At 65.9% G+C, this 12,641-nt stretch carries 12 protein-coding genes; 3 read left to right on the top strand and 9 right to left on the bottom strand.

Going from position 1 to position 12,641, the window contains the following annotated elements:
- Nucleotides 1-8: 8 nt before the first annotated feature.
- The 9 genes from ACK3BK_RS13675 to ACK3BK_RS13635 all read right to left on the bottom strand — a co-directional run bounded on the left by ACK3BK_RS13675 (nt 9) and on the right by ACK3BK_RS13635 (nt 8,613).
- A complete protein-coding gene (locus ACK3BK_RS13675; RefSeq protein ID WP_186664272.1) occupies nt 9-512 on the bottom strand; it encodes a GNAT family N-acetyltransferase in 504 nt (167 codons plus the stop codon).
- Between the two features lie 77 nt (nt 513-589).
- Entirely contained in the window at nt 590-1,186 is a 597-nt protein-coding gene (locus tag ACK3BK_RS13670) for an NTP transferase domain-containing protein (protein ID WP_411382611.1), read from the bottom strand.
- A 52-nt stretch (nt 1,187-1,238) separates the two neighbouring features.
- Nucleotides 1,239-2,264 carry an XdhC family protein gene (locus ACK3BK_RS13665; protein ID WP_411382610.1) on the bottom strand — a complete coding sequence of 342 codons (1,026 nt, stop codon included), beginning with the start codon at nt 2,262-2,264 and terminating at the stop codon, nt 1,239-1,241.
- A 10-nt stretch (nt 2,265-2,274) separates the two neighbouring features.
- Nucleotides 2,275-3,618: a c-type cytochrome gene (locus tag ACK3BK_RS13660; RefSeq protein ID WP_186664278.1), complete on the bottom strand. Its 1,344-nt coding sequence runs from the start codon at nt 3,616-3,618 to the stop codon at nt 2,275-2,277.
- Nucleotides 3,619-3,631: 13 nt separating this feature from the next.
- Nucleotides 3,632-5,881 carry a molybdopterin cofactor-binding domain-containing protein gene (locus tag ACK3BK_RS13655; RefSeq protein ID WP_411382609.1) on the bottom strand — a complete coding sequence of 750 codons (2,250 nt, stop codon included), beginning with the start codon at nt 5,879-5,881 and terminating at the stop codon, nt 3,632-3,634.
- On the bottom strand, nt 5,881-6,348 hold the full coding sequence (locus ACK3BK_RS13650) for a (2Fe-2S)-binding protein (protein ID WP_054890890.1): 468 nt from the start codon (nt 6,346-6,348) through the stop codon (nt 5,881-5,883). The genes ACK3BK_RS13655 and ACK3BK_RS13650 overlap by 1 nt, the downstream gene beginning before the upstream one ends.
- Nucleotides 6,349-6,651: 303 nt before the next feature.
- A complete protein-coding gene (locus ACK3BK_RS13645) occupies nt 6,652-6,981 on the bottom strand; it encodes a hypothetical protein (protein ID WP_186664282.1) in 330 nt (109 codons plus the stop codon).
- A gap of 74 nt (nt 6,982-7,055) precedes the next feature.
- The gene (locus tag ACK3BK_RS13640) at nt 7,056-7,706 is read right to left on the bottom strand and encodes a DUF998 domain-containing protein (protein WP_186708906.1); all 651 of its coding nucleotides are present in this window, start codon (nt 7,704-7,706) and stop codon (nt 7,056-7,058) included.
- A 91-nt stretch (nt 7,707-7,797) separates the two neighbouring features.
- Complete coding sequence (locus ACK3BK_RS13635; RefSeq protein WP_202885241.1) at nt 7,798-8,613, bottom strand: sulfite exporter TauE/SafE family protein; 816 nt, start codon at nt 8,611-8,613, stop codon at nt 7,798-7,800.
- A gap of 108 nt (nt 8,614-8,721) precedes the next feature.
- On the opposite strand from ACK3BK_RS13635, the gene ACK3BK_RS13630 reads away from it, so the two are divergent.
- The 3 genes from ACK3BK_RS13630 to ACK3BK_RS13620 all read left to right on the top strand — a co-directional run bounded on the left by ACK3BK_RS13630 (nt 8,722) and on the right by ACK3BK_RS13620 (nt 12,521).
- Nucleotides 8,722-9,501 carry an AraC family transcriptional regulator gene (locus ACK3BK_RS13630; protein WP_186664286.1) on the top strand — a complete coding sequence of 260 codons (780 nt, stop codon included), beginning with the start codon at nt 8,722-8,724 and terminating at the stop codon, nt 9,499-9,501.
- Between the two features lie 80 nt (nt 9,502-9,581).
- On the top strand, nt 9,582-10,331 hold the full coding sequence (locus tag ACK3BK_RS13625; protein WP_186708909.1) for a FadR/GntR family transcriptional regulator: 750 nt from the start codon (nt 9,582-9,584) through the stop codon (nt 10,329-10,331).
- Between the two features lie 135 nt (nt 10,332-10,466).
- Complete coding sequence (locus ACK3BK_RS13620; protein WP_411382608.1) at nt 10,467-12,521, top strand: pyridoxamine 5'-phosphate oxidase family protein; 2,055 nt, start codon at nt 10,467-10,469, stop codon at nt 12,519-12,521.
- Nucleotides 12,522-12,641 lie beyond the last annotated feature (120 nt).

The raw sequence follows: 12,641 nt of genomic DNA, 5'->3' as shown, positions 1-12,641 counted from the left end.
CGCAACCGTCACCCCAGTGCTTCGTGCTCTTGCTTGTACAGTTGCAGGCCACGGGCCTGATAGTTGGCCAGGGCGGCGGGATGGTCGAGGCTGCAGGTGTGCACCCAGACCCGCCGCGTGCCAGGCCACTCCCACGCGCTGCGGATGGCCTGGCTGAGCAGCGGGCCGCCGAAGCCCTTGTCAAGGAACTGCGGGGCGAGGCCGAAGTAGCGGATCTCGGTGTTCTCGCCGTCGGGGCGGTGCAGTTCGTAGTAGCCGGCGATGGCGCCACGGTGGTAGGCCACCCAGGTGCGGTGGCAGTCCTGGCCGACAACCGCCAGCCACTGTTCGTCGCTCCAGCTGTTCAGGTCGGTCCAGCCCCAGGCCTTGCCCACCAGTTGGTACAGGAAGCGGTTGAGCTCCGGCTGGACGACTTCGCATTCGACGATCGTCAAGCCATCGGGGGCAGGCTTGCTGCGCAGGGCATCCGGGGAGGTCATTTCCAGGTAGAAGGTGGTCAGCGTGGCGGTCACCGGTGCGGCTCCAGGTCGGGGGCAAGACCGCTAGCGTACCTGCCAGGACGTGCGGATCAAAGCCTGGTGGCCATTACTCAGGTCGATGTGGGCGGGATATCGGCGGGTGTGTCGATGTCACGCAGGATGCCAGGGTCGTTGAGATCCAGCACAAGGCAGGCGTGGGGGTTGGCCTCGATGACCGGTCGCCCACCCTGGTCACCTTGCAGGCGGGTGAGGGCTGCCCAGAAATGGCGCCCGAAGATGACCGGATGGCCACGTCGGCCTTGGTAGCACGGCAGGACGATACGTTCGGCAGCGAGGTGACCGAGCAGGTGCTCGAAGGTGCGTGGTGCGATCCACGGCATATCGCCAAGCAGCACGGCCACGGCCGGGGCATCGATGCTGGCCAGGGCCGTGATGCCGGCCGCGAGGCTCGCTCCCATGCCATCAGCTGCCTGTGAGGCGCGTACGATGTGGGCTTGCGCGTCGATGCCCAGGGTTTGCGGATCATCGTCGCAGCGCAGCACCACATACACCGGGTCGAAACAGGCTTGTACCTGTTTCAAGGTGCTGGCCAGTAGGCCCTGTCCGTCCGCGAGCACGGCCTTGCGCTTGTCGCTGCCAAAGCGCGTGCCGCGTCCGGCGGCGAGCACCAGGGCGGCGCAGCGAGCTCTGGCTTGGGGTTCGGTCATGGTGGGTTGTCCGAGTGTGGCGGCATGGGGTGCAGGCAAGCATACCGCAGGGTCAGGCGGCAGGCAGCGCCTGTTGTTCGCGCGCCTGCTTGGCCTTGGTGACGTTCACCGCGCCGGGCAGTTCGACGCCGTTCTTGGCGGCAAGGATCTCGGCCATCACACTCACGGCAATCTCGGCCGGAGTCTTGCTGCCGATGTAGATGCCGATGGGGCCGTGCAGGCGCGCAAGGCTGGCGTCGGTTTCACCGAAGTGCTCGATCAGCCGCGCGCGACGCTGCTGGCTGTTGCGCCGCGAGCCGATGGCACCGATATAGAAAGCCGGGCCACGCAGCGCTTCGAGCAGGGCCAGGTCGTCGAGCTTGGGGTCGTGGCTGACCGCAATGATGCAGGTACGCAAGTCCGGGGCGTAGTCGCGCACGACATCGTCGGGCATGCCGACCAGGCACTCGACGCCGGCCACGTTCCAGCCGTCGATGTACTCGGGCCGCGGGTCGCAGACCGAGACACGAAAACCGTTGAACAGGGCCATGGTCGCCAGGTATTCGGCCAGGGCGCCGGCCCCGATCAGCAGCAGTCGATAACCCGGGCCCAGGGTGCTGGCCATGTGCTCGCCATCAACGCTGAACTGCTCCGGGGCAGCGCTGGCGAGAAGGGTGGCCGCGCCGCTGTGCAGGTCGACCTGACGGCGCACCAGTTGGCCGCTGTCGAGCTGCTCAAGCAGTTGGGCCAGCGACTGCCACGACGGTGAAAACTCCAGAATCAGCTCCAGCGTGCCGCCACAGGGCAGCCCGAAGCGATGGGCCTCGTCGGCGGTAACGCCGTAGCGCACGCGCTGCGGGGTGCTTTCAGGCAGGCCGGGGCCACCGTAGGCGGTGGTGTAGCGGTGGATCAGGTCGTCTTCGATACAGCCGCCGGAGACGCTGCCGACCACCCGCCCGTCGCTGCGCAAGGCCATCATCGAGCCGACCGGGCGTGGCGATGAGCCCCAGGTACGGGCGACGGTGGCCAGTAGCACGCGGTGGCCGGCTTGCAGCCAGTCCCGAGCGGTGCGCAGGACCAGCAGGTCGATACTTTCCATGGGCGCTCCTTCAACGCATATGCAGCACGATCGGGCTGCTGCTGGCAGGGTCGGTATGCTCGCGAAGCTTGGCCACTGCCTTTGCATCGACCGCACCACCGGTATTACCCCAGGTCGTACGGACGAAGCTCAGCACCTCGGCGATCTCCTGGTCCGACATCTGTTCACGCAGCGCGGGCATCCGGTAGGCATCCGGCACCCCGGCGGCGACGACACGCTGCGAGCCGTTGAGGGTGATATTGATTGCCGAAGCGTTTTCCTTGGCCAGCATCGAGGTCGCGCCGGCCAGTGGCGGTATCCACTCGGCCTGGCCCTGGCCGTCCAAGCCATGGCACGACGCGCAGCGGGTTACGTAGCTGTGCGCGCCCGGTGCATCCAGACGGGTAGCCGCCGACATGGCCTGATACTGCCAGGGGGCGCCGTCGCGCTGGGGATCACCCGGCAGGGACTTCAGGTAGCGGGCAATCGCGCCCAGGTCGTCGTCGCTCATGAACTGCGTGGAGTTGTTGAACGCCTCGGTCATCGAACCGTACACCACCGCATGCTTGTTGCGACCGGTCTTGAGGAACTGCACGATCTCGGGTTCGCTCCAGCGCCCGAGCCCGGTGTTGTGGTCCTGGCGCAAGCTCGGCGCATACCAGCCGTCGAGCAGGGCTCCGGCGAGAAACGCCTCGCCGGAGTCGTCCAGCGCTTTTTCGTTGAAGGCAAGGCCACGTGGCGTATGGCAACTGCCGCAGTGGCCCGGGCCCTGGACGATATAGGCGCCGCGGTTCCACAGGGGGTCTTCGGTGGGCTTTTCAGCGTAGGGCTTGTCGGCGGCGAACAGGCCGTTCCACAAGGCGATCGGCCAGCGCAGGTTCAGCGGCCAGGGAATATCGCTGGGGATATTGGCCTGGTCGGACGGTTGCACGCCCTTCATGAAGAAGGCATACAGCGCCCTCATGTCGTCATCGCTGAGCTTGGCGTAGGAAGGGTAGGGCATGGCCGGGTACAGCCGGCGCCCGCCCGGCGCGACGCCATGGCGCACGGCGCGGTCGAAGTCAGCGAGGCTGTAGCTGCCGATACCGTTTTTGCGGTCCGGGGTGATATTGGTGGCATGGATCGCGCCCAGGGGCGTTGCCATTTCCAGGCCGCCGGCGAACGGCGCCTTGCCGGGCAGGCTGTGGCACGCCACGCAATCGCTCAGGCGCGCGACATATTCGCCGCGGGCGATCAGCGCCTGGTCGGGACTTGGTGTTTCCTGCTCGAAGGGCGAGGTGACCTCGCGGGTGACATACCAGGCCAGCAGGCCTGCCGCGACAAGGCAGGGCAGCGCAAGCCAGCGAGTGGTGGTGACCAGTCGGCTGTTTTTCATGAGGGCTTCCGTGTCAGGCAAAGGTATGGCGGCTGAGGGGCAGGCTGCGTGCGCGTTGGCCGGTCAGCCGCGCCACGGCGTTGGCCACCGCTGGTGCCACTGCCGGCAGCGGCGGCTCGCCGATGCCACCCATCTTCGCCCCGCTCTCGACGATGCGCACATGCACCCGGGCCATGCGCGATGGCGGCAGGATCGGGTACAGGTCGTAGTTACGCGCACGCGGCATGCCGTTGACCCACACCGCTTCCTCCACCAGTGTCTGCGACAGGCCGAGCGCCACGGCGCCGTTGACCTGATGCTCGACGATCGCCGGGTTGACGATGCTGCCCGGGTCGATCGCCTGCCAGATGTCGTGCACCTTGACCTGGCCGTTCTCGATCGATACTTCGGCAATCACCGCCGCCTCCGAACCGAACGGCGAGGCCATGGCCACGCCGCGGGCCCGCTTGGTTCCATCTTCGGCGGTGAAGGGGCCACGCTTCCAGCCACCGGACAATTCGCCGACAGCCTGCAGCAGGGTGGTCAGGCGTGGGTTGTCGCGCAACAGATGCAGGCGCAGCTCGAACGGGTCGTGCCCGCCTTTGTCGGCCAGTTCATCGAGGAACGACTCATAGAAGAAGTCGTTCAGCGAATTACCGACCGAACGCCAGTAGCCCAGCATGGCAGGGCCCTTCACATAAATTTGCGCGATGCGTTTGTTGGCAATGGCATAGGACTTGCCCGCCAGGCCTTCCAGGGCAGTGGGGTCGATCTTCTCGCCCTGTTTGCCGGCGATTGCCTCGGTCGGGCCCTCGGTCGCGCTGACCGCTTCGATGGCAACCGGCAGGCCCTTCTCGTCGAGCCCGGCGCGGAACTTGACCACTGCCACGGGCCGCAGCACGTCACGTACGAACTCTTCCTCGCGGGTCCAGATCAGCTTGACCGGGCGCCCGACCGCCTTGGCCAGGGCAATGGCCTGTGGGTAGGGGTTGGCCGAGTCGTACAGGAAGTGGCGCCCGAAGAAACCGCCCAGAAGCGGCGAATGCAGGATGATCTGTTCCTTGGCAAGGCCGGTGCGCTTGGCGATGTCGTCGCGGAACATGTCCGGCGCCTGGTTGGGCAGCCAGACTTCGAGCGACCCATCGGAATTGAAGCGCGCGAGCGCCGACGGCGGTTCGAGCTGGCCGTGGTTGAGGTACTGGTTGTGGTAGGTGGCTTCCACCTGGGTCTTGGCCCCCTTGAGCGCAGCCGCTACATCGCCTTCGTTCTCGTCATCGCGCGCCGGGCCGGTTTGTGCGGCCAGGTGATCGCGATAGGCATCGCTAGAAAAGTCAGCCGGCATCGTGCGTACCTTCGAATCGGCCCCCGGCTCCTGCCAGTCGACCTGTACCGCCTCCACTGCACGCTTGGCATGCCACCAGCGTTCGGCGACCACCGCCACTGCACCCGGCAGGACATGCACCGAATGCACGCCCTTCATCGCCTTGACCTGCGCTTCGTTGCGCAGGCCGCCCACCGTCATGCCCAGTCGTGGCGCGTGCTGCACCGCTGCGTGGAGCATGTCGTCGACCTTGAGGTCGATACTGTACTGAGCCTTGCCGGTGGACTTGTCGTAGGCATCGAGACGGCGTACCGGCTTGCCGATCCAGCGGAACTGGCTGGGATCGCGCAGCTTGACGCTGGCCGGGTCCGGCACAGGCAGGTCCATGGCGCGCTCGGCCAGGTCGCCATAAGCGACCGAGCGGCCGGAGGCTGCATGCACCACCTTGCCCGGTTCGGTGCTCAGCTCGCCGACCGGGACTTTCAGGGTGTCGGCACCGGCCTGCAGCAGCATGGCCCTGGCCAGCGCGCCAAGGCGGCGCATGGTTGGGTAGCTCATGCGTACCGACATGCTGCCGCCGGTGATGCGTAGGCCATTCTCCATCACCACATAGGCTTCGCCAGGTGGTGCGGCATCGATCAGGAAGTGGGCCGGTTCCACATCCAATTCTTCGCCGACGATCTGCGCCATGGCGGTGAATGTGCCCTGGCCACCTTCCATGAAGGGGCAGAGCAGGCGCACGGTGCCGTCAGGGCGGATTTCCAGGAATGCCGGCACCTGCGTGCCGCGCTCTGCGGTCACCGCGGTGGCGGCCTGGACCCGGGCCGAGCCGATCGGCAAGCCAAAGCCGATCACCAGGGCGCCGATGGCGCTCCCCGCAAGAAAGCGCCGACGCGACAGGTTGACCGGCTGATCCAGTTTCAGGTCGCGCAGTTCGGACGGGATGTCGATGGGCGAGTTCATCAGACGCTCTCCTTGGCGGCGGGCTGGGCGGCGAGCTCGTGCACCGCGGCGTGGATCGCGTTGTAGGTGCCGCAGCGGCACAGGTTGACCATCGCGGCGCTAATCTGCTCGTCGCTCGGTGCTGGCGTGTGCTTGAGCAGGGCGGTCGCGGCCATCACCTGGCCAGACTGGCAGTATCCGCACTGGGCGACCTGATGTTCGACCCAGGCCGCAACCACGCGCTTGCCCACCGGGTCGGCCTCGATCGCTTCGATGGTGGTCACTTCACGGCCAACCACACCGGCCACCGGCGTGACACAGGCACGCACCACGTTGCCGTCCACCAGCACCGAGCAGGCGCCACACTGGGCCAGGCCGCAGCCGTATTTGGTGCCGGTCATGCCCAGGTCATCGCGGATCACCCACAGCAGGGGGGTATCGGCGTCGGCGTCGACCTGATAGGTCTTCTGGTTGATGCGTAGTTCCATGGCGTTCACCCGCTGATCATCGGTTGGTGTTTCGTCGTTATAGGCAGGGCAGTGCATCGAGGCAGGGCCCTGGTAGGAATGCCGCGCGCGCATGAGGCGGGTTCCCGATCTGAAAACTCTAGACCCTGGTGGACAGGTTTCCTATCCGTCGGGCAGCAGGTTCAGAGAATCAGGCAAGAAATCAGGTGGATTGCGCTAGTGACAGGACTGGGCGGCTGCATCGCGCGGCGAGCCGTCGGTAAAAGCGCCGACATCGATCACGGATGTCGGCATCAGGCCAGTTGAACCAGGGGCCCGCGTTCGTTATCGGCGCGCGACGGCGTGATGGACGCACTGTTCGTAGTAGGTCTGCTTGATGGCGTTCGGCGGCAGGCGTGAGCTGCTGCTGTAGGTTTGCTCGGTGATGCCGAACGCCGTCATGCGCATCCAGGGTTTGGCGAAGCGCCGCACTTGCAGTTTCTTGCGCTGCGCATAGAGCGTCACCCCGGAGAGCTTGGCATGCTGCGCGTCGGCGGCGATCTGCGCGCCCCAGCCACACACGCTGCGATCGTTCTGGCTCAGCGGCCTGGCCTGGGCGCCGAATGCGGTGACCACCAGTACGCAGCTGGCCAGGGTTGCTAGAAATACCCGCATGTTGCTGTCCTAAGCGTCTGAAGAAAAAGGGAGTTTGCCTTCGCTTTGAACGCCTGGGGGCCAGCAATTTGCCGTCAGACGACAAGCAGCTTTGTCGGGCAGGAGGTGGGCAGGCGCAGGGAGAACCAAGCCAGCCCAGCAACCCAGAGCACCGCCACGCCGTAGTTGATTCGTTGATAGAGACCGAAGAGCTGGCCTGTTTCGGCTGCCCGTGCCATCAACGCCACCGTGCCGATGGAGAACACCACACAAAGCAGGGAGCCAATGGCGAGCAGCCGTGAATCACCCATGCGCAGTGCCAGCCAGACCCACAGCAGGCTGGCCAGGGTCAACGACAGGAACATCAGCAGACCGCTGAGGTTATGCATGTGCTGGGAGAACGAAGGCTCTGTGGGGGTGCAACCTGGGTCGCAGGCGAATACCCCAGTCCCCAGGCTTGCAACACCGTGCAACAGCACCAACAGCGCGCTCGCCAGGGCGACGTTCGAGTGACGCCAGCGACGGGCTAGCCCCCAGGCGAACAAGGCAAACAGCAGTGCCAATGGGAAGTTGTTGACCCAGGGCGAGAATGCCGCGGTCGGTGCGCCTGTCGCCCCGAGCTGGCTCATGGCCTGCTGCAGGTGCTGGTAACCGGGGTAAGCCTGAGCGGTGAGCCAAACCCCCAGCAGCAACCAGAGTGGGATGAACAGGCCGGTGGTGAGCAGGGCTCGGTCGAGTTTCGTCATAAGATGCCTTCCTTGGGCCATGCCGCTACATCTGGCGGCACGTGAACCCGCACACTACAGGCCTCGGCGGGCGGTTCGCCAGCCGTTTCGCTCAGCGGCCGGTCCCCAGCATCACCACCAGCACGCAGGCCAGCAGTGCCAGGTAGGCCCGCGCATGCAGGGTATCGCTCAGGCGCCCCAGCAGCGGCGCCGCCAGGTGCATGCCGAGCCAGGCGCCTGCGGCCATTGCCAGTGCCGCACGCAGGTCGATGTAGCCCAGCAGGCCCGTGCCCAGGTCCGTTCCCGGAGTCGGCACCAGGGCATACACCAGGGTCGCGGCCAGCGCCATGGGCAGTGACAGCGGGTTGGCCATGGCGGTGGCGGTGCTCATGCTGGCGCCGCGCCTGCGCATCAGCGGCACGGTCATCACACTGCCGCCGACTCCCAGCAGCGCTGCCAGTGCGCCGATCGGCAGGCCGGCGAGGGTGGCCGCTGCCTTGCCCAGCGGCGCCGGGCGGTGGTTGTCAACGCGCATGAAGCCTGGACGCAGCCATGCATCGAGCAGGCTCAGCAACAGGTAGCCGATGAATAGCCAACGCAGCCAGGTGCTGTCCAGGTACAGGGCGGCCCAGGCGCCAGCCAGTGCCCCCAGCGCGATGGCCGGCGCCAGAGGGCGTACCAGGTCCCAGCGCAGCGTGCCGGCGCGCTGGTGCCGCCAGGTGGCCAAGGCGCTGCTGAAGATCATCACCATGGCAGAGGTGGCCACGGCGATCTGCATGGCGTGCAGTGCCACCGGGGAGCCCGCCGCGTGGCTGGTGAGCAGCAATGCGTAGAGCAAGGGCACAGCGAAGAAACCGCCGCCGAAGCCGAACAACAGCGTGGTGACGCCAGCGCACACGCCGAAGACACCGAGCAGGGGGTACAGCATGATCGTCAGCCTTTATTGAGAGAGTGGAGGTGCAGGGTAGGAGGACGAGGGCTGGCCAGCATTCGAACATTGGCCAATAATCCGTGTGTTTCAGCCATGGAGGCTCCAATGCGCAATGTGCCGCTGTTCCAGGTCGATGCCACGCCGCGCCCGGTGTTGGCGATCGCCACCGATTACCCGCCCGACACGCTATTGCCACGGCATGTGCACCGGCGTGCTCAGTTCCTCTATGGCATGAGCGGGTTGATGGAAGTCCTGACCGACGATGGCGCCTGGGTCATCCCGCCCTACAGCGGTGTGTGGATTCCGCCCGGCAAGCCCCATCAGGTACTGATGCGCGGCGTGAGCACGCGCAGCCTGTACATCGAGGCCGTTGCGGCGCCGAGGCTGGGGCAGGCCTGCGAAGCGCTGCTGGTCACGCCGCTGCTGCATCAGTTGCTGCTGGCCAGTGCCGAACTGCCTGCGCTGTACGACCCTCAAGGGCGCGATGGCCAACTGGTCGGCTTGATCCTGCATGAGTTGCGCAGCGCCGAGCGCCTGCCGCTGTTCGCGCCGATGCCAGGGGAGCCGCGTCTGGCGCAATTGTGCCTGGCGTTTCTCGCGGCGCCGTCGATCAGCACTACGGCCGAGGCCTGGGCGATACACCTGAACTGGAGCCCTCGGACGTTCAGCCGACGCTTTCGCGAGCAGACCGGGCTGTCGTTCGGTCAATGGCGCCAGCAAGCCTGCCTGATGGCAGCGGTCACGCGACTGGCAGCGGGTGAGGCGGTCACCCGGGTTGCCCTCGACCTCGGGTATGACAGCCCCAGTGCGTTTTCCAGCATGTACCGCAGGGTCATGGGCGAGGCGCCGTCGGCGGTTCGGCAAAAGGCATTGGCGGCGAGATGAAAACCCTGGCGGATGTATGTGATCGTACAACTGCATGAGCTATGATGACGGCTGTCTTTTCACGATGAAACGTACAGGGCATGACAGAGCAGCAACTACAGGCACGTACCCGACGCAAACCGCGCAGTCTGGCGCAGGAACTGGTCACGGTGCTGACCGAACGTATTCGCAGCGGCCAACTCAAGCGTGGCGACAAACTGCCGACCGAATCGCAGATCATGGTCGAGGAGGGCGTCAGCCGCACGGTGGTGCGTGAGGCGATCTCGCGGCTGCAGGCGGCCGGCCAGGTGGAGACCCGCCACGGCATTGGCACCTTTGTGCTCGACGCGCCGAGCACCGGCGGTTTCCGTATCGACCCGGCGACCATCGTGACCCTGCGCGAGGTGCTGGCGGTACTGGAGTTGCGCATCGCCCTGGAGATCGAGTCGGCCGGGCTTGCCGCCCAGCGTCGCAGCGATGAACAACTGACCGGCATGCGTGCTGCGCTCGACGAGCTCAACGAAGGTGCCGCGCATGCCTCCGATGCGGTCTCGGCGGATTTCCAGTTCCACCTGCGCATCGCCCAGGCCAGTGGCAATCATTATTTCGCTGACATCATCAATCACCTGGGTACCAGCATCATTCCCCGCACCCGGCTCAATTCGGCGCGCCTGGCCCACGATGACCAGGCCCATTACCTGAGCCGCCTGAGCCATGAGCACGAGGCTATCTATGAAGCTATTGCCCGACGCGACAGCGAAGGAGCGAAAATGGCCATGCGCCTGCACCTGAGCAACAGCCGCGAGCGGCTGCGCCAGGCGCATGAGGCGGCTGAGGCACAGGGGGGCTGATCGAACCATTGGCTTGAATGCGGGCCCATGACTATTTCTTGAAGAGAAATAATCAATTGCCACCTGCACTGATTCTAAGGGTCGGGCGAATGAGTAAGGATTGATACACCCTCACTCAACCGCCCAGGTGCCACCATGAACAAGCCTACGTCGGACCTCAAGCCCTCGCCATGGCACGACGGCGAGCTTGCGCTGCAACGCAGCGTCGGCGCGGTCGAACGCATGGTGGGGACCGGCAAGGTGCAGATGTCGCGCGACTTCATGCCCGACCAGCACCGCGAGTTCTATGCCCAACTGCCTTTCGTGGTGCTCGGCAGCGTCGATCCGCACGGCAATCCGTGGGCAACGCTGCGCACCGGCCAGCCCGGCTTCATGCAATCCCCCGATCCGCGTCGGCTGCTGCTGGACCTGCCCCGTGAGCCCGCCGATCCCGCCGATGCCGGGCTGGAGGACGGTGACGGCGTGGGCATGCTCGGCATCGAGTTGCACACCCGCCGACGCAATCGCCTGAACGGCTTCGTGCGCCGGGCAGACGACAGCGGTTTTACCATCGAGCCGACCCAGTCCTATGGCAACTGCCCGCGCTATATCAATCTGCGCCGCTATGTCTTCGATGACAGCACACCCGGTGAGCCCTGCGAGTCTACCGAGCTGAGCGCAGCGGACCGTGCCGTGGTGGCCGCCGCCGATTCCTTCTATGTTGCCTCGTATGTGGTGCGCGATGGCGTGCGCCAGGTGGATGTCTCGCACCGCGGCGGCAAGCCAGGCTTTGTCCACATCGACGCCGACGGCACGCTGAGCGTCCCTGATTTCAATGGCAACCTGTTCTTCAACACTCTGGGCAACATGCTGCTCAACCCCCGTGCCGGGCTGGTGTTCGTCGACATGCGCAGCGGCGACCTGCTGCAGATGACCGGGCGTACCGAGGTGATCGTCGACGATCCACAGACACTGGCCTTCATCGGCGCCGAGCGCATGTGGCGGTTTTACCCCGAGCGGGTCGTGCGCCGACCGGGAGGGTTGGCGCTGCGCTGGGTCGACATGGATGACGGCATCTCGCCCAATGTGTTGATGACCGGTAGTTGGGAGGACATGCAGGCGCGCCTGAAAGCCGCGGCATTGCAGCAAAGCTGGCGTCCGTACCGGGTAACGCAGATCGTCGACGAGAGCGAGCACATCCGTTCGTTCCACCTGGCGCCCGACGATGGTTTGGGCTTGCCGGTGCGCCAGGCGGGGCAGCACCTGCCGATCCGAGTACGGTTGCCTGGAGAGGAGGCGCCATTGGTGCGCACCTACACCTTGTCTGGCGCGCCGGCGGACGATGCGCTGCGCATCAGCGTCAAGCGTGAGGGTGTGGTCTCTCGGCACCTGCATGAGCAGGTCAGGGTCGGTGACCTGATCGAGGCGCGTGCGCCGGCTGGAGCCTTCACCCTCGATGCTGCGGTACGCCGGCCCGTGGTGCTGCTGGCTGCGGGCGTGGGGGTGACCCCGGCATTGGCCATGGCCAGGCACCTGGTCAATGAGGGACGGCGTACACGCTACGCCCGGCCTGCCTGGGTGTTCCAATCGGCGTCGAACCGGGCGCAACTGGCCTTTGCCAGCGAGTTTGCCGCGTTGGTGGCAGCCTCCGAAGGCAAACTCAGGCATATGCGCCTGCTCAGCGATGCCCGCGGTGCGGTCGCAGGTGAGGACTATGAGCGCGAGGGGCGCCTGGGCGTCGATCTGCTGCGCGAGGTGCTGCCTTTCGATGACTACGACTTCTACCTGTGCGGGCCGCAGGGTTTCATGCAGCAGATGTACGACGGCCTGCGCGCACTGGATATCAACGATGCACGGATCCACGCCGAAGCCTTCGGCCCATCGAGCCTGCGCCGCACGCGCAACGAGCAGCAGGCCGCGCCGGCCTTGCCGGCGGTGGCCGCTGAGTCGGTTGCGGTGATGTTCATGGACTCGGCGAAAGAGGCGCGCTGGAACCCGGGAGATGGCTCGCTGCTGGAGCTGGCCGAGCAGCGTGGCCTTGAGCCGCCTTTTGGCTGCCGTGGCGGGTCGTGCGGAAGCTGTCGGACCCGCGTGCTCAAAGGGGCGGTTACCTATGCCGAGGCACCGGAGTTCGCCGTGGCGCAGGACGAGGCGTTGATCTGCTGCGCCATGCCGGCCGACGGATCCGGTCCCTTGCATCTGGCGTTGTGATAGCAAACTGTCTCTTGGATTGGACTGCCCCCAACAAGTTGGACACAAATCCAACCCTTGGGGGCAGTCCACCCTGTGGGAGCGGGCTTGCCCGCGAACACGGGCGTAGCCCGTGCCAGG

Origin of the sequence: Pseudomonas sp. L7, from assembly GCF_046605565.1 — a bacterium.
Lineage (GTDB): Bacteria > Pseudomonadota > Gammaproteobacteria > Pseudomonadales > Pseudomonadaceae > Aquipseudomonas > Aquipseudomonas wayambapalatensis.
This window is presented reverse-complemented; position numbering and strand designations above follow the sequence as displayed.

Coding starts and splice junctions, on each gene's coding strand:
- ACK3BK_RS13660 (WP_186664278.1), bottom strand. CDS start 3,618: ATGAAAAACAGCCGACTGGTCACCACCACTCGCTGGCTTGCGCTGCCC.
- ACK3BK_RS13635 (WP_202885241.1), bottom strand. CDS start 8,613: ATGCTGTACCCCCTGCTCGGTGTCTTCGGCGTGTGCGCTGGCGTCACC.
- ACK3BK_RS13625 (WP_186708909.1), top strand. CDS start 9,582: ATGACAGAGCAGCAACTACAGGCACGTACCCGACGCAAACCGCGCAGT.
- ACK3BK_RS13650 (WP_054890890.1), bottom strand. CDS start 6,348: ATGGAACTACGCATCAACCAGAAGACCTATCAGGTCGACGCCGACGCC.
- ACK3BK_RS13640 (WP_186708906.1), bottom strand. CDS start 7,706: ATGACGAAACTCGACCGAGCCCTGCTCACCACCGGCCTGTTCATCCCA.
- ACK3BK_RS13665 (WP_411382610.1), bottom strand. CDS start 2,264: ATGGAAAGTATCGACCTGCTGGTCCTGCGCACCGCTCGGGACTGGCTG.
- ACK3BK_RS13645 (WP_186664282.1), bottom strand. CDS start 6,981: ATGCGGGTATTTCTAGCAACCCTGGCCAGCTGCGTACTGGTGGTCACC.
- ACK3BK_RS13655 (WP_411382609.1), bottom strand. CDS start 5,881: ATGAACTCGCCCATCGACATCCCGTCCGAACTGCGCGACCTGAAACTG.
- ACK3BK_RS13630 (WP_186664286.1), top strand. CDS start 8,722: ATGCGCAATGTGCCGCTGTTCCAGGTCGATGCCACGCCGCGCCCGGTG.
- ACK3BK_RS13620 (WP_411382608.1), top strand. CDS start 10,467: ATGAACAAGCCTACGTCGGACCTCAAGCCCTCGCCATGGCACGACGGC.
- ACK3BK_RS13670 (WP_411382611.1), bottom strand. CDS start 1,186: ATGACCGAACCCCAAGCCAGAGCTCGCTGCGCCGCCCTGGTGCTCGCC.